The organism is Micromonospora sp. CNZ309 (assembly GCF_002846525.1).
Genome location: NZ_PJNG01000001.1, coordinates 5305952 through 5323558, shown reverse-complemented (window position 1 = coordinate 5323558; position 17607 = coordinate 5305952). Strand labels below are relative to the sequence as shown.

Here is a 17607-nt window from a genome sequence, read left to right as displayed (position 1 = left end):
CGGGACGGGCCGGCCGGGCGAGGCACCGGCCAGTTGGAACGGGCCAGCCGCGGCCAGAGCGGACCAGCCGCAGTACGGGCGAGGCAGCGGCCGGGCCAGAAGCAGTGCGGGCCGGGCCAGACGCGGGCCGCCGCCGGGTGGAGCCGGTCAGTTGCCCGTGAGGAAGCCGTTGTCGCGCAGCAGGGCGCGGTCGCGTACGGCGGCCAGTTCCTCGGCCCGCTCGGCCTGGACCCGGCGCACCTCCATCTCCTCCAGGGCGTGGCGGATGGCGAGCCGGATCACGCCGTAGAGGAAGACGAAACCGGCGACGTACAGGATGACGGTGGCGACCATGGCGAACATGGCGTCACGGTAGGCCGGACGTGAACGCGGGAGCCGTTCATCTTGCGTCGGTTCCCTCGTACGTGTCGGCGAGATGGTCGGCCCAGGTCCGGGTGCCTGTCGGGGTCGCCTCGGTGACCAGGCCGCCCGAGCGCAGGGCGCGGCCCAGCCCGCCGGGTATCCGCACCGGCAGCAGCGGGCGGCGGGACCGCCGGGCGGCCGTCCACGCGCGGGCCGCCTCGTCGAAGCGGAGCACCTCCGGGCCGCCGTACTCCTCGATGCCGCGCAGCGGGCCGGCGGTGAGCCGCCGGACGAGGCGGTCCGCGACCTCGCCGGGATCCACCGGCTGGGCGAGTACGGCCGGGTCGCCGACCACCGGGCCGAGGCGGCTCGCCCCGCGCAGCATCTCGTCGAGGAACTCCGGGAACTGGGTCGCCCGCAGCACGGTCCACGGCACCGGCCCGGCGGCCACGATCTGCTCGGCGGCGAGCTTGTGCCGGTAGTAGGGGATCGGCACCCGGTCCACCCCCACGATCGAGACGTAGACCAGGTGCCGTACGCCCGCCTGCCCGGCCGCGACGACCAGCCGGCGGGTGCCGAGCACGTCGACCCGGTGGGTCTGCCGCCCCCGGTTGGGCGACGAGGCCAGGTGCAGGACGGCGTCCACGCCGGCCACCGCCTCGACCAGCCCCTCCCCGGTGGCCAGGTCGACCACCACCCACCGCGCCGACGGGTCGGTACGCGCCCGCCGGCTCGTCGCCCGGACCTCCCAGCCCTCGACGCGCAGCCGGGGCAGCACCACCCGCCCGAGCCGACCGCCCGCCCCGGTGACCAGCACCCGCATGATTTCCCTCCCTCTCCGACCGCCGCACGCCCGCCGCGCGACAGTGGGCAGACGGCACCCGACCCGCGCGTGTGACCGGCTGTGCGGCGCCTCACGGCCGCACGCCGGCCCGGCAGAAGCCGGCCCACCGCTGCGCGCCGGCTCACCGGAGCAGGTCGGCCGCCGTCATCAGCACGAAGAACCCGATGACGATCTCGCTGACCACCCAGGAGTTCCGCTGGGCCCAGTCGCGCATCCGGGGCAGCACCACCTCCGCCCGGTGGCCGAGCAGCAGCAGCGCCAGCAGCGGCAGAGCCAGCAGCCCCACGGTGAGCAGGACGAACGGCAGCAGGTGCCACCACGGCAGGTCGTGCCGGGCCGCGCTCGCCCCGACGGTGAGCATGGTGAGGTCGTCCGTCGGCATGGCCAGGAAGAGCAGCACGCCGAGCCGCAGCGCGTACGCGGGGCTCGCCCGCTGGAGGCCGCCCATCCACCTCGGCGGGCCGGCGGTGTGCCGACGCAGGAAGACGACCACCGCGAGGACGACCAGCAACGCCAGCACCACCACGTCGATCCGGCTCTCGATCGCGCGCCGCCCGAGCCCGGCACCCACGTCGACCTTCACGACCCGGGTGACCAGCCAGCTCGCCGTGACCCCGCCCGTCACCACCAGCCCCGCCCCCGCCAGGTAACCCAGCGACGCGGCACGCGGCCGGTCCGCCGAGGCGAGGAAGACCGCCGCGACCAACTGCGTCCCGGCGACCATCACCACGGCCATCGGAAGGATGGTCAGGAAGTTCATCGCCCGCCCATCCTCCCGGGCCGGCGGTCGCCACCGGCCCGAATCGGCACATCCGCGGCGGTGGGACGGTCAGCCGGCGCGGATCACGGGCACGCCGGGCACCACCCGACCGGCGAGTACGACGCCCAGCAGGGCCAGCCCGGAGGTCACCGCGAGCGTGCCGGCGTAGCTGGCCGGCCCCGGGGCCGCGCCGGCGGCGAGCACCGCGCCGGTGAGCGCCAGCACGGTCGCCGCGAAGAGCGAGTCGCCCAGTTGCAGCGAGGAACTGTTGCGCCCCTGCTCGCCGGGCGCGGACAGCTCCAACGTCAGCACCGACAGCGACGGGTAGAGCAACCCCATGCCGAGGCCGGCGCCGGCCCAGCCGAGCACGCCCACCCAGACCGGCACGCCCGGCGCGACGGCGAGCGTGACCACTGCCGTACCGGCAGCGATGCACGTCAGCCCCGCCCTCGGCAGGGTGGCCCGGGAGCGCGGGGCGGGCATCCGACCCTGCAACCAGGAACCGGCCGACCAGGCGAGCGCGCCGGTGGTCAGGACCAGGCCGGCGGCGGTCGGCGACAGCCCGCGCTCCCGGGAGAGCATCAGCGGGATCACCACCTCGGCGCCGACGAACGCCGCCGAGGCGAGGCCGCGCAGCCCGACCACCGTCGGCAGGCCCCGGCCCGCGCGCAGGAATCCGAGCGGCAGCAGCCGGGGCGCGCAGACCAGCAACCCCGCCAGCGCCAGGACCACCAACCCGACGGCGGTGGCGCCGCGCTGCTGCCCCCCGATGTGCAACAGCGCGGCGCTCACCCCCGCCCCGCAGGCCCAGCCGATCCGGGCCGCCGCGCCGGACGGCAGCCCGGTCGCCGTGGTCGCGCCGACCGCCCGCAGGCCGGGGTGGATCAGCAGCACCGCCGGCACCGCCACCGCCGGCACCGCCAGGAAGACCCAGCGCCAGCCGAGATGCTCCACGATCAGGCCGGCCAGCGCCGGCCCGACCAGGGACGGTACGACCCACGCGGCGGCGAACGCCGCGAAGATCCGCCGGTGCAGCGCCTCCGGGTACGCCTGCCCGACGATCACGTACAGCGCCACGGAGAGCAGCCCGGAGCCGAAGCCCTGCACGATCCGGCCGGCCACCAGGACGCCCATGCTCGTGGCGCTGCCGGCGAGCACCAGCCCCAGCACGAACCAGCCGAGCCCGTGCCACATCGGGGCCCGTGGGCCCCGGGAGTCGCACCAGATGCCGGAGGCGACCATGGCGAGCACCCCGGCGGCGAACGGTCCCCCGAAGGCGATCCCGTAGAGGGCCAGCCCGTCGAGGCTGCGGGCGACGGACGGCATGGCGGTGCCCACCGCCAGCGCCTCGAACGCGAGCAGCGAGATCAGCGCCACGCTGCCCACCGTCATCGCCCGCAGCCGGGGTGCGAAGAGCCCCGCCTCCTCGACGTCCGGGGCGACGGGGGCCACCGTGTCGGTCACCTCCGGCCCGCCGGGCGCGGCAGGCACAGCGGTCGGTGGCCGGGGCGGGCCCGCGGGTACGGCGTACCCGCCTCGGCGCGGAGCAGTTCGATCAGCATGGGGTCAGCCTGGGACCTCAATCCGGGTTGAGGTCAAGGGTGACCCGCCTCTCTCCAGCCCTCCGAGGCCGACGGACACCCTCGGACACGACGGCCGCACGGGAGAAACCTCCGCCGCCCGGGGGCATAACCGACCACCCACCGGGAAGCCAGGCCGCCGGAGCGCAGGCGTGGGAGGCGTGATGGCGTACGGCGGGAGCAGCGGTGGCGAGGGGCTTGACCGGCGCCTGTCCGGTCGTACGCCTCGATGATCTCCCTGGGCCGCGCGGCCGGCCGGCTCCTTCCGGCGGTCCCGGTGCCGCCGGTCGTCGGTGAGGCGTCCCGGAACGTCGGCGCCGTCGCCGCCCGGCTCGCGCGGGTCGCGGGGCTGAGCCGACGCCGGGTCTGGTCCCGCCCCGGCCGGCACCACATCGAGGTGCTCGGGGTCTGCCAGGACGGCGGCGACGTCCTCGCGCGGCAGGTCGAGGCGGCGCTGGAGCGGATGCCCGGCGTCGAGTGGGCCCGGGTCAACGCCCCGTCCGGCCGGGTGGTCGTCGCCGTCGGTACGCCGGAGCCCGCCCTGCGCGACCTCATCGCGACCGTCGCCCGCACCGAACGCACCTGCCCCCACGAGCCGGACCCGGAGATCCCGCCGCCGCACCCGCCCGAGGAGGGACCCCGCACACCGCGCACCCTCGGCGGACTGGCCTCCGACGCCCTGGGCCTGACCCTCTCCGCCGCCACCCGGATCCTGCCGTTCACGCCGGTGCCCGGGGAGGTGGCCGGGCTGCTCGGCGCGGTCGACCTGCACCCGAGGCTGCACGCGCTGGCGGACCGTGGGCTGCGCGCCGACCCCCGAGCCGACCTGCTGTTCCCGCTCGCCGAGGCGGTGGTGCAGGGCCTCACGGGCAGCTGGACCGGGCTCGTGCTCGACGGCGCGCACCGGGTGGTGCAGTGGGGCGAGGCGCGCGCACAGCTCCGCGCGTGGGCACAGGCCGAACCTCGGCTGACCGGGCATCCGGAGCGGGCCGCCGCCCCCGCGCCGAAGATCGAGCGCCCCCGGCCGAAGCCGGACGGCCCCGTCGAGAAGTACGTGTCCCGGACGCTCGACGCGGGCGCCGTCGCGGCGGCCGCCGCGACGCCGGTCGTGGGTGGGAAGCGGGCCGCCGCGCTGGGCCTCTCCACGCTGCCCAAGGCTCCGGGCAGCGGACGCGAGGGTTACGCCGCGCGGCTCGGCCTGATCCTCGCCCGGCGCGGCGTGATCGCGATGGACCGCAGCGTGCTGCGCGAACTGGACCGGATCGACACCGTCCTGCTGGACGCCGCCGTGCTCGGCTCCGACCGGGGAGCGCTGGCGGACCTGGCGCCGCTCGCGGGGGCGGACACCGGGCGGGTGGCGGCGCGCGCGTTCGCCCTCTTCGACCCCGCCGCGCCCCGGGAGCCACGGCACGCCGACGGCTGGCGGCTCGGGCCGCTCGACGCGCTGGACGTCGAGGACCCGGGCGACACCACCGACAGCCGGCGGCTGCGCGACGCGGGCGGACTGCTGCTCGGCCTGGCCGACGGCGGCACCCTCGCCGCCGTGCTGCGGGTCGAACCGGAGCCGGCACCGGGCGTCGACGCCCTGCCGGCCGCCGCCCGCCAGGCCGGCCTGCGGCTGGTCGTGGCCGGCGACGACGAGCAGCGGTACGGCTTCGCCGACGCCCACCTGCCGGGCCGCGACCGGCTGGCCGAGTCGGTGCGTGACCTGCAACGCGACGGGGCGATGGTGATGGTGCTCTCCGCCGACCGCGCCGCGCTCGGCGCCGCCGACTGCGGACTGGGGCTCAGCGGCCCCGAGGAGCTGCCGCCCTGGGGGGCGCACCTGCTGGTCGGCACCGACCTGCGGGTCGCGGCACTGCTCATCGAGGCGGCGGGGGTGGCCCGCCGGATGGCCCGGCAGAACATCGGCCTGGCCATGGCCGGCACCGGACTCGGCGCGCTGAACGCGCTCACCGCCCCCCGCGAGCGGCTGCCCGGACGCGCCCTCGTGGCCGTGAACGGGGCGGCCGCGCTGGCCTTCGCGCACGGCGTACTGCGGGCGCACCGGCTGCCCGACCGGACGGACGGCCCGACCCCGACCGTCACCGCCTGGCACCTGATGCCGTCCCCGACCGTGCTCGACCACCTCGACACCGGTCCCGACGGGCTCACCACCGCCGAGGCCGAGCGCCGCCGGAGCGAGGAGAGCGTACGACCCGACGGACCCACGGGGCTGCTGCGCGCCTTCGTCGACGAGTTGGCCAACCCGCTCACCCCCGTACTGGCCGCCGGGGCGGTGCTCTCGGCCACCTTCGGCTCGCCCGTCGACGCCGCCCTGGTCGGCGGCGTGGTCGGCGGGTCGGCGCTGCTCGGGGCGGTGCACCAGCACAACACCGAACGGTCGCTGACCGAGCTGCTGTCCCGCTCGGCGGTCACCGCCCGCGTACGCCGCGACGGCACGGAACGGACGCTGCCGGCCGAGGAACTGGTGCCCGGGGACGTCGTCCTGCTCGAATCGGGCGACGCCGTACCGGCCGACTGCCGGGTGCTGGAGTCGGCGGGGCTGGAGATGGACGAGTCCTCGCTCACCGGCGAGTCGCTGCCGGTCGCCAAGACCGACCAGCCGGTGGTCGCCGCCGCCGTCGCCGACCGACGCTCGATGCTCTACGAGGGCACCAGCGTCGCCGCCGGAAACGGGACGGCGGTGGTGGTCGCGACCGGCGCGGACACCGAGGCGGGACGGAGCCTGGCGATGGCCCGGCAGGCCCCGCCGTCGAGCGGCGTGGAGGCGCGGCTGGGCCGGTTGACCCGCGCGGCGATCCCGCTGGCCGCCGGCTCGGCGGTGGCGGTGGCCGGCGCGGGGCTGCTGCGGGGCGTACCGCTGGCCCAGACTGCCGCGACCGCCGCGAACCTGGCCGTCGCGTCCGTGCCGGAGGGGCTGCCGTTCCTGGTCAGCGCCGCGCAGCTGGCCGCCGCGCGGCGGCTGGCGGAGCACGGCGCGCTGGTCCGCAACCCACGCACCATCGAGGCGCTCGGACGGGTGGACGTGCTCTGCTTCGACAAGACCGGCACCCTCACCGAGGGCCAACTGCTGCTCGCCGGGGTCGGCGACGACGGCCGGTACGCACCCGTCGACCGGCTCGACGACGCCCTGCGGGACACCCTCGCGGCGGCCCTGCGCGCCACCCCCGGCGCCGACGAACCCCACGACCTGGCCCAGCAGACCGACCGCGCGGTCCGCTCCGGCGCCCAGGCGGCGGACGTGACCGAGCAGACCGGCGCCGGGGGATGGGAGCCGGTCGACGGGCTGCCGTTCGAGCCGTCCCGGGGCTACCACGCCACCGTCGGCCGGGCCGGGGACCGGCTGCTGCTCAGCGTGAAGGGGGCCCCGGAGTCGGTGCTGCCCCGGTGCTCCGCCCGGCGTACGCCCGGCGGCGAGGACGAGCCGCTCGACGACGAGGGGCGCGCCGGGCTGCACGCCATGCTCGCCGACCGGGCGGGGGCGGGGCACCGGATCCTCGCCGTGGCCGAGTGCCCGGTCTCCTCGCCCGACGTCACGGACGGGCAGGTGCGCGACCTGACCTTCGTCGGCTTCCTGGCCCTCGCCGACGGGGTACGCGAGAGCGCCGCGCCCGCCGTGCGCCGCATCCGCCAGGCCGGCGTGCACACGATCATGATCACCGGTGACCATCCGGCGACCGCCGAGGCGATCGCGGCCACCATCAGCGACCACGAGGAGCAGCGGGTCGTCACCGCGGCGGAACTCGACCAGCTCGACGACGAGGCCCTCGGCACCCGGCTCGCCGCCACGGACGTGGTGGCCCGGTGCACGCCTGCGCACAAGGTCCGGATCATCCAGGCGTTGCAGAGCTGCGGACGTACGGTGGCGATGACCGGCGACGGCGCGAACGACGCCGCGGCGATCCGGCTGGCCGACGTCGGCATCGCCCTCGGTCAGCGGGGCACCCCGGCGGCCCGGGCGGCGGCCGACCTGGTGGTCACCGACGACCGGCTGGAGACCATCATCGCCACCCTGGTCGAGGGCCGGGCGATGTGGTCCTCGGTACGCCACGCGCTCAGCATCCTGGTCGGCGGGAACCTCGGCGAAATCGCGTTCAGCGTGCTGACCGCCGCCGCCACGGGCCGCTCGGCCCTCACCGGCCGGCAACTGCTCCTGGTCAACCTGCTCACCGACCTGGCACCGGCGCTGGCGATCGCGATCCGCCCACCCGCGGCGGACCACGCCGACGGCCTGCTCCGGGAGGGCCCCGACACCTCGCTGGGCGAGCCGATGACCCGGGAGATCGGGCTGCGCGCCGCCGCCACGACGCTGGGCGCCACCGCCGGGTGGACGCTGGCCCGCTACACGGGGCGACGCCGGCGGGCGGGCACCGTCGCGCTGGTCTCGCTGGTCGGCACCCAGCTCGGGCAGACGGTGCTGGCCGGCGGCACCAGCCCGGCCGTACTGGCCTCCACCGCCGCGTCACTCGGGGCGCTGGTGGTGGTCGTCCAGACGCCCGGGGTCAGCCACTTCTTCGGCTGCACGCCGCTCGGCCCGGTCGGCTGGACCATCGCGACGGGCTCCGCGCTCGGCGCGACCTTCGCGAACGGCGCGCTCACCCGCCTCGTGGAGCGCCTACCCGGATCCGGGTCCGGCGCGGACGGCGAACCGGCGTGACCGCGCCAGTCGTCCGCGGGAGACCAGCACGCCGTGGCCCCGGGCGGAATGTGCCCACCGATCACGGGTAGGGCTACCGGTGGAGGTGCACATGTCGACGCCGCAGCCCGAGGTCACGTTCATCGGCACCGCCACCACGGTGCTGCGGATCGGCGGGTTCACCCTGCTCACCGACCCGAACTTCCTGCACCGGGGCCAGCGCGCGTACCTCGGCAAGGGGCTCTGGTCGCGCCGGCGCACCGACCCGGCGCTGCGGATCGCGCAGCTGCCGTCGCTGGACGCCGTCGTCCTCTCCCACCTGCACGGCGACCACTTCGACCGCGTGGCCCGCCGGGAACTCGACCGGGAGTTGCCGATCGTCACCACCCCCGCCGCTGAACGCAAGCTCCGCCGCTGGGGCTTCCGGGCCGCCGAAGGGCTGCCCACCTGGAACTCCCGGGAGCTGCGCCGCGACGGCGAGACGCTGCGCCTGATCTCGATGCCGGGCAGGCACGGGCCCGGCGCGCTGGACCTGCTGCTGCCCGACGTGATGGGCACGATGATCGACCTGGAGCGCGACGGCAGCCGCCGGTTCCGCCTCTACGTCACCGGCGACACGCTCAACCGGCCGATGCTGGCCGAGATCCCCGAGCGGTACCCGGACATCGACGCCATGCTGATCCACCTCGGCGGCACCCGGATCGCCGGGCTCCTGCTCACCATGGACGCGCGGCAGGGCACCGACCTCGTCGAGCTGATCCGGCCGAAGCTCACCGTGCCGATCCACTACGACGACTATCCGGTGTTCCGCTCGCCGCTGGGCCACTTCGTGGCGGAGGTACGCCGACGCGGCCTCGCCCGGAGCGTCCGCACCATCGCCCGCGGCGAGACCGTCCCGCTGACCCCGCCCGACTGAGCCGCCGACCCGCCCGCTCCCCGCCGGGCGGGCGGGCCCGCGTACGCTGATCGCCGCCTCCCGGCCCGGGGCCGGAGGGCGGCGATCGGTCGTGACGCGCGGTCAGACGCGCTCGGAGATGGCCTCGATGAGGTCGCCCACCGGGCGCTCGGGCAGGGAGCGGGCCACGTCGGCGACGGCCACGATGCCGACGAGATCGTGCCCGTCGATCACCGGCAGCCGGCGTACCTTGTGCTCGCTCATGGTCCGCAGGATCTCCGCCGCGTCGTCGTCGGCGCCGATCGTCACCGCCTCGCCCTGGGCGAGCTCACCGGCGGTGACCCGGCCCGGGTCGCGGCCCTGCGCGAGGACCTTCACCACGATGTCGCGGTCGGTCAGCATGCCCTTGAGCCGGTTGTCGTCCCCGCAGATCGGCAGCGAGCCGACACCCAACTGGGCCATCTGCTTCGCGGCCGTCCTGAGGTCGTCCTGCTCACGGATGCAGGTCACGTCGTTCGTCATGATCTCGCGTGCGGTCGGCATTGGCTGACACCTCACTTCCAGGGGGTCGTTGCCGTTTCTCCTACCCCCGTCCTCCCGGCCCATGCACACGGAAGGAACCGCCGGCACCGGCAGCCGACGTCGGACGGCGTCGCGACGCGTGGGGGGCCGGCGCCGCCTGACGCCGGGCCCGCGACCGCCTCACGCCACCGGGTGCCAGGTGGCGGCGGCGCGGCGCAGCCGGTCGTTGACCGCGCGGCCGACGCCCACCTCGGGGACCGGCTCGACCAGGATCTCGCCGACCCCGGCGGCGTCCAGCTCGTGCAGCGCGTCGAACAGCCGCGCGGCGGCCTCGGTCAGGTCACCGGCGGCCGAGAGCACCTCCACCGCCGCCCAGTCGCCCGCCGGCCGGTCCCGGAAGGCCAGGAAGCCGCGCCGGATCCCGTCGGCCGCCGGCGGCTCGCCGCCCGACGCCAGCCGCAACGGCGTACGCGGGGCGTAGTGCGCCGCCAGCGTGCCGGGCGCGACGGGCTGCCCGGAGCTGCCCGGGCGTACGGTCACCGGTCCCACGGCCTCCTCCAGCGCCTCCACGGGCAACGCGCCGAGGCGCAGCACCACCGGCCGCCCGTCCCGGGCGTCCACGATCGTCGACTCGATGCCGCACCGCGTCGGCCCCCCGTCGAGCACCACGTCGACGGCGGCGCCCAGCCCCCGCACCACGTGCTCCGCCCGCGTCGGGCTGAGCTGGCCGAACCGGTTCGCGCTCGGCGCCGCCACCGGCACCCCGGCCTCGGCGATCAGCGCCCGCGCGTACGCGTTGTCGGGCACGCGGACCGCCATCGTCGGCAGCCCGGACGTGACGATCGCCGGGATCGCCGCCGGCCGGTCCACGATCAACGTGAGCGGCCCGGGCCAGAAGCGCTCGGCCAACGCCGCGACCGCCGGCGGCACCACACCCACCAGCTTCTCCAGCTCGGCGGCGTCGGCGAGGTGGGTGATCAGCGGATCGAAGCTGGGGCGCGCCTTCGCCTCGAAGATCCGGGCGGCCGCCCGGGCGTCCAGCGCGTTCGCGCCCAGCCCGTAGACGGTCTCGGTGGGAAAGGCCACCAGCCCGCCGGTACGCAGGACGGAGGCCGCCTCGGCGATGCCGCTGTCGGCCGGGAGCACGCGTGGGGATCCGTTGGTCACGCCTCCGACGCTAACCTGCCGGGGCGGGCGGCTCGTGGGCGGCCGTGCGGTCCGTGCCCCGCGCCGGGCGTGACCGGACCAGGAAGGATCGTGCCGTGTCCAACGACCGTCTGCTGCGCATCCACAGCGCCGAGTTCCAGGCCATGGCCGAGCGGGTCCTGCGGGTCACCGAACTCACGTCCCGCCTGAACGTCCTGCCCTTCGAGGACGAGGCGGGCAAGGCCGCGCTCTTCGAACGGATCCTCGGCAGGCCGCTGCCGAGGAGAGTCACGATCTATCCACCCTTCTACACCGACCACGGCCTCCGACTGGACCTCGCGGAGCGCGTCTTCATCAACCAGAACTGCACGTTCCTGGACTACGCGGGCATCCGGCTCGGTGCGGGAGTGATGGTCGGACCGAAGGCCACCTTCATCACCGTCGGCCACCCGGTCGATCCGGCGCAGCGGCGGGGCTGGCTCAGCGGCGCCCCCATCGACGTGGCCGAGAACGTGTGGATCGGCGCCGGTGCCACGATCCTCCCCGGCGTCAGCATCGGCCGCGACGCCGTGGTCGCCGCCGGCTCGGTCGTGGCCGAGGACGTACCGCCGGCCAGCCTGGTGACGGGCCGCAAGGCGACGGTGCATCGCCAGTGGTGACACCCGTTGCGGTACGCGAGGATGGCGCCATGCTTCGTACCCCTCGGGCTCTCCTGCTGGACTTCGGCGGCGTCCTGGCCGACGCGCCACCCCAACCGCCGGCCCCGCCGGGGCTCGTACGGCGCCTCGCCGAACTCGTCGACGGCGCGGTGCCCGACGAGCAGATCGCCCGGGACCTGGGCGAGGGCGCGCGGGCATACACCCTGTGGCGCGACGACGTGGGCAGGGCCGGCGATCCCGTCGAGCTGCCGCACGCCCAGGTGTGGGCCGACTTCGTGACCCGGTCCTGGCCGCCGGAGGCCCGCGACGCCGTCGAGCGGGAGGCGACCCCGCTGGCGTACGCCTGGACCTGGCGGGAGGCATGGGCGGTGCGTCCCGGCATCGGCGAGGCCCTGCGCCACGCCGCCGACGCCGGCCTGCCGATGGCGGTCGTCAGCAACACGCTCTGCGGGGCCGCCCACCGGGACTTCCTCGCCGCCGCGGGGCTCTCCGGGCTGTTCAGGGCGGAGTTCTACAGCGACGAGGCCGGCCCCCGGAAGCCGAACCCGGAACTGGCGCTGCTGGCGTCCCGCGCCGTCGCGGTGCCGATCGGCGACTGCTGGTTCGTCGGCGACAGCGTGCACCGCGACATCGTGTGCGCCCGTCGCGCCGGTACGGGCGCGGCGATCCTCATGCGCTCGCCCCGCACCGACCGGGAACCGGCGCTCGCGGGCGTCGAACCGGACGCGCGGATCGAGGACGGCCACGGACTCCTCGCGCTGCTACGTGAGTACACCGACGCCTGACCCGCTCCGCGAGGAGGATCGCGCGGACTGACTGACGCAGTTGCGGGGCACGTCGGCATTCTCGATGGCGCATTCCGCATCAGGCACGTCATTTCCATCGACGGGCCGTGGCAGTTGCCGTCGACCAGTACCGTCCAAGCGCCAACTACTCACGGCACGGGGGAACCCTTTGACGAATTCCTTCAGCTCCCGGCGCATGCTCGCCTGGACCGCGCCCGTGGCGCTCGCGCTGACCGCGCTCGCCCCAGCCCTGCCAGCCCAGGCCGCGCCGAAACCCACGCCCACCGTCACCACCGGCCCGGTCGACAAGGACCTCAACGGCGACGGGGTGCCCGACCTGGTCGCTGTCGGCGGTCCGGGCACCGGTCTCGGCTCCGGCGTCTGGTCCGGGCTCGGCGTGAAGTCCCGCAAGACCGGCGTAGGCACCGGCCAGGTGCAGACCCCGGCCAGCAACGTCGGCCTGCGCGGCAACGGTGTCACCGGCAACGACTCGCCGGCCGACTTCGATGGTGCCCAGGTCATCACTGGGCGCTTCACCGGCGTCGACCACCAGGACTTCCTGTACTACTACCCGACCGGAACCTCCGCCGGTAACGGTGGCGTCATCCGCGGCGCTGGGGACGGCACGATGGCCAACCCTTACGGAAACCAGTTCTCGATCTTCTCCGACAATCTGATCGATGCCAACGGCAACAGCCCGCTGCAACTGGTGAACGCGTTCCAGGCTGACGGCGTCGACACCGGCATCCCGGACCTGCTCGGCATCGCCGGTGACACCACCAACGGCTACCGGCTCGGTTACCACCCCAACTACTTCGCGCCGGGCCTCTACTACGGCGTCACCGGCCTGACCAACCCCACGCCGACCGGCGGAACCGACTGGCAGAACTGGAGCCTCGCCAGCACCGAGACCGCCTCAGGCATTGCGCTCTTCCTGCGCAATGCCGGCACCGGTGACCTGTACCTGTGGACCGGAGTCACCATGGTCGACAACGGTGACGGCACCGGCACGCTGAACCACACCCAGTACCAGGTGGCGGCGAACTGGAACACCGGCGTCACGATCAGCACCCTGCAGGCCGCCGACATCAACGCCGACGGCACCCCGGACCTGTGGACCGTGCTGCCGAACGGCACCTACCGGACGTACCTGATCTCCGGTCTGTCCAGCAGCGACACCGCCACGGTCACCGCCACCCGCGCCCGACCGCTGGCCTGATTTTTGAGGGCCCATCGCCGGGCCAACAAGATCCCCACCTGCGGAAACGCCGGTGGGGATCTTTTCGTACGCCCATTTGGCTGTACGGATGGCTGCACTCGGGACCGAGATCAACCGAGGAAAGTGCTGGTGGAGCCCAGGGGACTCGAACCCCTAACCCCTGCCTTGCAAAGGCAGTGCTCTGCCAGTTGAGCTAGGGCCCCGGGAGGCGGACGACGCCGCCGGTGCCGGCAGTGCCGGCGGGAATCAGCGCAGGTCGGGCGCGGTGGTCGCCTCGTGCCACAGGGCGCGCTCGTCGTTGGAAGCCTTGACCTTCCTGGCCACCACGGCTGCCACACCGACGACACCGGCCAGGATCAGAAGCTTCTTGAACATGGGCCCTACCCTCGCGCTCGACTGCCGTCGGACGATGTGCGGTGGGGCTAGCTGGAATCGAACCAGCGACCTCAGAGTTATCAGCTCTGCGCTCTAACCGACTGAGCTATAGCCCCGCGTGGCGACGAGCAAGGTTAACCCATCCGTCCGTCCGGCCCCAAATCGGGGGCCGCCGCGACGTCCGGGTGTTGCCGTCGCCTCTGAACCTACCGGAGGCCCGCCGCCCGGCCCAGCCGATTACGCCGTCCCTGCGGCTGGTCGACGCGCCCAGGATGCACGGAAGCCGGGGCGCCGCGCTCGGCGGTGCCCCGGCTTCCGAGGTGGTTCAGTCGCGCTCGGCGAGGGTCAGCTCGATGCCGCCCACCAGGTCCGCGCAGACGTTGTAGACGAACGCCCCGAGCGTGGCGAGCGCCGTGAACAGCACGACGTTGACCAGGCCGATCAGCGCCGAGCTGAGGATCACGCCCTTGGCGGTGATCTGGAAGCCGCTGGTGCTCTGGCCGCCGCCGGCGCTGACCAGGTCGGTCAGGCTGTCGTTGACGCTGGTGAACACGCCCATCGCATCGAGGGCCAGGTAGAGCACCGAGGTGGCCACCACCACGACGATGAAGAGCACCACCGACACCGCGAACGCGAACTTCATGACGGACCAGGGGTCGATCCGCTTGAGGTTCAGCCGGGCCCGGCGCGGTCCGCGCGACGCGGCCGAGCTGACCGACGTACGCGCGGCGCGCACCGCGTCACCCACGCGCGCCGCTCCGACGGCTGCGGCGCCACTGATCCCCGGCGGAAGGCCGCCACCGTTGGCGGGACGACCGGCGCCGGTCGGGCGGGCACCGTCCGACTGCGGCTTCGCGGTGCCCGTGACGCGGGGCTGCGTGCCGGTGACGCCCGTGATCCGCGGCTGTGTGCCGGTGGTGCCGGTCGACTGGGCGGCACCGACCTTCAACGGCTGTGTCGTCGTCGGTGTGGCGGCGGCCGGCTTGGCAGCGGGGGCCGGCTTGTCGACCCCTGCCGCTTCCGTCCGGTCCGGGGCGTCCCCGTCCTCCGAGGGCTTGTCCGGAGGCGGTGTCATTCCGGGAGCCCGGGTGAATTTCGGGGCAGGCGCGTCGGCGGGGACGGTCGCCCGACCCACGGCCGCGCGGCCGGTCGCTGGTGTGCCGCTCTTCGCGGCCTCCTCGTCGACCGGGGTGGCCGAGGTCCCCGTGTTCCCCGACTTCGCCTGTGTCTCCGTCATTCAACTAGTCCTGTTCGTCAGGCTCGTCGGCATTGCGAGCAATCGCCACGATAGTCACGCCATCCGGGAGGTCCATCAGCTTGACCCCCATTGTGTTCCGGTCACGCGTACGGCGTACAGGCTTCACCGGAGTCCGGATGACACCACCGTTGCTGGTGATCGCGAACAGCTCGTCGTCCGGGTCGATCACCACCGCGCCGACCAGACCACCGCGCCGCTCGGTGATCTTCGCAGTCAGCACGCCCTTACCTCCCCGGCCCTGCACGGGGTATTCCTCGATCGGGGTGCGTTTCGCATATCCCCCGTTCGTGGCCACCAGCACGTCCAGCCCTTCGCGGACGACCTCCATGGCAAGCAGGACGTCGTCCTCGCTGAAGCGCATGCCGATCACGCCCGAGGTGGCACGCCCCATCGGGCGCAGCGCCTCATCGCTGGCGTTGAATCGGATCGCCTGCGCGTTCTTCGAGACCAGGAGCAGATCCTCCTCCGGCGCGACGAGCGCCGCCCCGACCAGCTCGTCCTCGTCGCGCAGGTTGATCGCGATGATGCCGCCGGACCGGGGGGAGTCGAACTCCTCGAGCCGAGTCTTCTTCACCAGGCCGTTCTTCGTGGCAAGTACCAGGTAGGGAGCCACCTGGTAGTTCGGAATCTCGATGATCTGCGCGATCTGCTCGTCGGGCTGGAACGCGAGCAGGTTGGCCACGTGCTGGCCCTTGGCCACCCTACTGGCCTCGGGCAGCTCGTACGCCTTCGCCCGGTAGACGCGCCCCTTGTTGGTGAAGAAGAGCATCCAGTCGTGCGTCGAGCATACGAAGAAGTGGCTGACGATGTCGTCCTGCCGGAGGGTCGCCCCGCTGACACCCTTGCCACCGCGGCGCTGGGACCGGTAGAGGTCGACCTTGGTCCGCTTCGCGTAGCCCGTCCGGGTGATCGTGACCACCACGTCCTCGCGGGCGATGAGGTCCTCCATGGAGACCTCGCCCTCGAACGGCACGATCTTGGTGCGCCGCTCGTCGCCCCACTTGGCGACGATCTCGCCCAGCTCCTCCGAGACGATCCTGCGCTGCCGCTCGGGCTTGGCGAGGATGTCCTTGAGGTCGGCGATCTCCAGCTCCAGCTTGGCCAGGTCGTCCAGGATCCGCTGCCGCTCCAGCGCGGCGAGCCGGCGCAGCTGCATGTCGAGGATCGCGGTCGCCTGGATCTCGTCGATCTCCAGCAGCCGGATCAGGCCCTGCCGGGCGTCCTCGACCGTGGGCGAGCGCCGGATCAGGGCGATCACCTCGTCGAGGGCGTCCAGCGCCTTGGACAGGCCGCGCAGGATGTGGGCCCGCTCCTCCGCCTTGCGCAGCCGGAACGCCGTCCGCCGGCGGATGACGTCGATCTGGTGCTCGACGTAGTAGCGGATGAACTGGGCCAGGTTCAGCGTGCGCGGCACCCCGTCGACAAGCGCCAGCATGTTGGCGCCGAAGGTCTCCTGGAGCTGGGTGTGCTTGTAGAGGTTGTTCAGCACCACCTTGGCGACCGCGTCGCGCTTGAGCACGAGAACGATCCGCATGCCCGTACGCCCGGAGGACTCGTCGCGGATGTCGGCGATGCCGGCGAGCTTGCCCTCCTTGATCAGCTCGGCGATCCGCTCGGCCAGGTTGTCCGGGTTCACCTGGTAGGGCAGTTCGCTGACGACCAGGCAGGGGCGGCCCCGCTTGTCCTCCTCGACCTCCACCACGGCCCGCATCCGGATCGACCCGCGCCCGGTGCGGTACGCGTCCTGGATCGCCTGGGTGCCCACGATCAGGCCGTGGGTCGGGAAGTCCGGCCCCTTGACGATCTCCAGCAGCGCGTCGAGGGTGGTGGCCTCGTCCTCCTCCGGGTGCTCCAGGCACCACTGCACGGCCGCGCCGATCTCGCGCAGGTTGTGCGGCGGGATCTTGGTGGCCATGCCGACCGCGATGCCCTCGGAGCCGTTGACGAGCAGGTTCGGGATCCGCGACGGCAGGATGGTGGGCTCCTTGGCCCGGCCGTCGTAGTTGTCCTGGAGGTCGACGGTGTCCTCGTCGATGTCCCGCAGCATCTCCATGGCCAGCGGGTCGAGCTTGCACTCGGTATATCTCATCGCGGCAGCCGGATCGTTGCCCGGCGAGCCGAAGTTGCCGTTGCCGTCGACCAGCGGGTAGCGCAGCGACCAGGGCTGCGCCATCCGGACCAGCGCGTCGTAGATCGCCGAGTCGCCGTGCGGGTGGAACTGACCCATCACGTCGCCGACCACGCGGGAGCACTTCACGTAGCCCCGGTCCGGCCGGTAGCCGGAGTCGAACATGGCGTAGAGGATCTTGCGGTGGACCGGCTTGAGCCCGTCCCGGACGTCCGGCAGCGCCCGCCCGACGATGACGCTCATCGCGTAGTCGAGGTAGGAGCGCTGCATCTCCACCTCGAGCCCGACCGGTTCGATGCGGTCGTGCGCGACGACGGCGGCGACGGTCTCGGGGACCTCGGGCTCGTTGGGTGTGGACTCGGGGATATCGGTCACTTGTTAACCCTTATCAGACTCAGAGTCGTTTTCGTGCTGTGGATAACGGCTGTGGATACCGGCCGTGCTGTGGATAACTC

At 73.8% G+C, this 17607-nt stretch carries 14 protein-coding genes and 2 tRNA genes; 5 read left to right on the top strand and 11 right to left on the bottom strand.

The window, feature by feature from the left end:
• Window positions 1-147 precede the first annotated feature (147 nt).
• The 4 genes from CLT72_RS22510 to CLT72_RS22495 all read right to left on the bottom strand — a co-directional run bounded on the left by CLT72_RS22510 (window position 148) and on the right by CLT72_RS22495 (window position 3410).
• Window positions 148-342 carry a hypothetical protein gene (locus CLT72_RS22510; protein ID WP_089002770.1) on the bottom strand — a complete coding sequence of 65 codons (195 nt, stop codon included), beginning with the start codon at window positions 340-342 and terminating at the stop codon, window positions 148-150.
• 37 nt (window positions 343-379) lie between these two features.
• Window positions 380-1165: an SDR family oxidoreductase gene (locus CLT72_RS22505; RefSeq protein WP_101413474.1), complete on the bottom strand. Its 786-nt coding sequence runs from the start codon at window positions 1163-1165 to the stop codon at window positions 380-382.
• 142 nt (window positions 1166-1307) lie between these two features.
• A complete protein-coding gene (locus CLT72_RS22500; protein ID WP_101413473.1) occupies window positions 1308-1946 on the bottom strand; it encodes a GAP family protein in 639 nt (212 codons plus the stop codon).
• A 69-nt stretch (window positions 1947-2015) separates the two neighbouring features.
• Window positions 2016-3410, bottom strand: a complete 1395-nt coding sequence (locus CLT72_RS22495; RefSeq protein ID WP_101413472.1) for an MFS transporter — start codon at window positions 3408-3410, stop codon at window positions 2016-2018.
• Window positions 3411-3755: 345 nt separating this feature from the next.
• Between CLT72_RS22495 and CLT72_RS22490 the strand changes: the two genes are divergently transcribed.
• Both CLT72_RS22490 and CLT72_RS22485 read left to right on the top strand, forming a co-directional pair.
• Window positions 3756-8186, top strand: a complete 4431-nt coding sequence (locus tag CLT72_RS22490) for a cation-translocating P-type ATPase (RefSeq protein WP_101413471.1) — start codon at window positions 3756-3758, stop codon at window positions 8184-8186.
• A gap of 91 nt (window positions 8187-8277) precedes the next feature.
• Window positions 8278-9081 (top strand): MBL fold metallo-hydrolase, encoded by an 804-nt coding sequence (locus tag CLT72_RS22485; RefSeq protein WP_101413470.1) that lies wholly within the window; start codon window positions 8278-8280, stop codon window positions 9079-9081.
• A 102-nt stretch (window positions 9082-9183) separates the two neighbouring features.
• Here CLT72_RS22485 and CLT72_RS22480 read toward each other — a convergent pair whose 3' ends face one another.
• Together CLT72_RS22480 and CLT72_RS22475 are read right to left on the bottom strand one after the other, a co-directional pair.
• Window positions 9184-9603, bottom strand: a complete 420-nt coding sequence (locus CLT72_RS22480) for a CBS domain-containing protein (RefSeq protein WP_101413469.1) — start codon at window positions 9601-9603, stop codon at window positions 9184-9186.
• 159 nt (window positions 9604-9762) lie between these two features.
• On the bottom strand, window positions 9763-10749 hold the full coding sequence (locus CLT72_RS22475; protein ID WP_101413468.1) for an L-threonylcarbamoyladenylate synthase: 987 nt from the start codon (window positions 10747-10749) through the stop codon (window positions 9763-9765).
• 95 nt (window positions 10750-10844) lie between these two features.
• Between CLT72_RS22475 and CLT72_RS22470 the strand changes: the two genes are divergently transcribed.
• From CLT72_RS22470 to CLT72_RS22460, 3 genes are all read left to right on the top strand, one after another.
• Entirely contained in the window at window positions 10845-11387 is a 543-nt protein-coding gene (locus CLT72_RS22470; protein WP_101413467.1) for a DapH/DapD/GlmU-related protein, read from the top strand.
• A 29-nt stretch (window positions 11388-11416) separates the two neighbouring features.
• Complete coding sequence (locus CLT72_RS22465) at window positions 11417-12172, top strand: HAD family hydrolase (RefSeq protein ID WP_101413466.1); 756 nt, start codon at window positions 11417-11419, stop codon at window positions 12170-12172.
• A 196-nt stretch (window positions 12173-12368) separates the two neighbouring features.
• Window positions 12369-13391, top strand: a complete 1023-nt coding sequence (locus CLT72_RS22460; protein ID WP_101413465.1) for a hypothetical protein — start codon at window positions 12369-12371, stop codon at window positions 13389-13391.
• A gap of 127 nt (window positions 13392-13518) precedes the next feature.
• Here CLT72_RS22460 and CLT72_RS22455 read toward each other — a convergent pair.
• The 5 genes from CLT72_RS22455 to gyrA all read right to left on the bottom strand — a co-directional run bounded on the left by CLT72_RS22455 (window position 13519) and on the right by gyrA (window position 17527).
• A tRNA-Ala gene (locus CLT72_RS22455) sits at window positions 13519-13594 on the bottom strand.
• A gap of 43 nt (window positions 13595-13637) precedes the next feature.
• Window positions 13638-13766: a DLW-39 family protein gene (locus tag CLT72_RS32995; protein WP_210834795.1), complete on the bottom strand. Its 129-nt coding sequence runs from the start codon at window positions 13764-13766 to the stop codon at window positions 13638-13640.
• 42 nt (window positions 13767-13808) lie between these two features.
• A tRNA-Ile gene (locus CLT72_RS22450) sits at window positions 13809-13882 on the bottom strand.
• A gap of 209 nt (window positions 13883-14091) precedes the next feature.
• Complete coding sequence (locus CLT72_RS22445; RefSeq protein ID WP_101413464.1) at window positions 14092-15003, bottom strand: DUF3566 domain-containing protein; 912 nt, start codon at window positions 15001-15003, stop codon at window positions 14092-14094.
• A 4-nt stretch (window positions 15004-15007) separates the two neighbouring features.
• Entirely contained in the window at window positions 15008-17527 is a 2520-nt protein-coding gene (gene gyrA / locus CLT72_RS22440) for a DNA gyrase subunit A (protein ID WP_101413463.1), read from the bottom strand.
• Window positions 17528-17607 lie beyond the last annotated feature (80 nt).

What these genes read in the sequence shown, in the direction of transcription:
- CLT72_RS22510 (WP_089002770.1), bottom strand. Translation starts at nt 342, where the DNA reads ATGTTCGCCATGGTCGCCACCGTCATCCTGTACGTCGCCGGTTTCGTC.
- CLT72_RS22505 (WP_101413474.1), bottom strand. Translation starts at nt 1,165, where the DNA reads ATGCGGGTGCTGGTCACCGGGGCGGGCGGTCGGCTCGGGCGGGTGGTG.
- CLT72_RS22500 (WP_101413473.1), bottom strand. Translation starts at nt 1,946, where the DNA reads ATGAACTTCCTGACCATCCTTCCGATGGCCGTGGTGATGGTCGCCGGG.
- CLT72_RS22490 (WP_101413471.1), top strand. Translation starts at nt 3,756, where the DNA reads ATGATCTCCCTGGGCCGCGCGGCCGGCCGGCTCCTTCCGGCGGTCCCG.
- CLT72_RS22485 (WP_101413470.1), top strand. Translation starts at nt 8,278, where the DNA reads ATGTCGACGCCGCAGCCCGAGGTCACGTTCATCGGCACCGCCACCACG.
- CLT72_RS22480 (WP_101413469.1), bottom strand. Translation starts at nt 9,603, where the DNA reads ATGCCGACCGCACGCGAGATCATGACGAACGACGTGACCTGCATCCGT.
- CLT72_RS22465 (WP_101413466.1), top strand. Translation starts at nt 11,417, where the DNA reads ATGCTTCGTACCCCTCGGGCTCTCCTGCTGGACTTCGGCGGCGTCCTG.
- CLT72_RS22460 (WP_101413465.1), top strand. Translation starts at nt 12,369, where the DNA reads ATGCTCGCCTGGACCGCGCCCGTGGCGCTCGCGCTGACCGCGCTCGCC.
- CLT72_RS32995 (WP_210834795.1), bottom strand. Translation starts at nt 13,766, where the DNA reads ATGTTCAAGAAGCTTCTGATCCTGGCCGGTGTCGTCGGTGTGGCAGCC.
- CLT72_RS22445 (WP_101413464.1), bottom strand. Translation starts at nt 15,003, where the DNA reads ATGACGGAGACACAGGCGAAGTCGGGGAACACGGGGACCTCGGCCACC.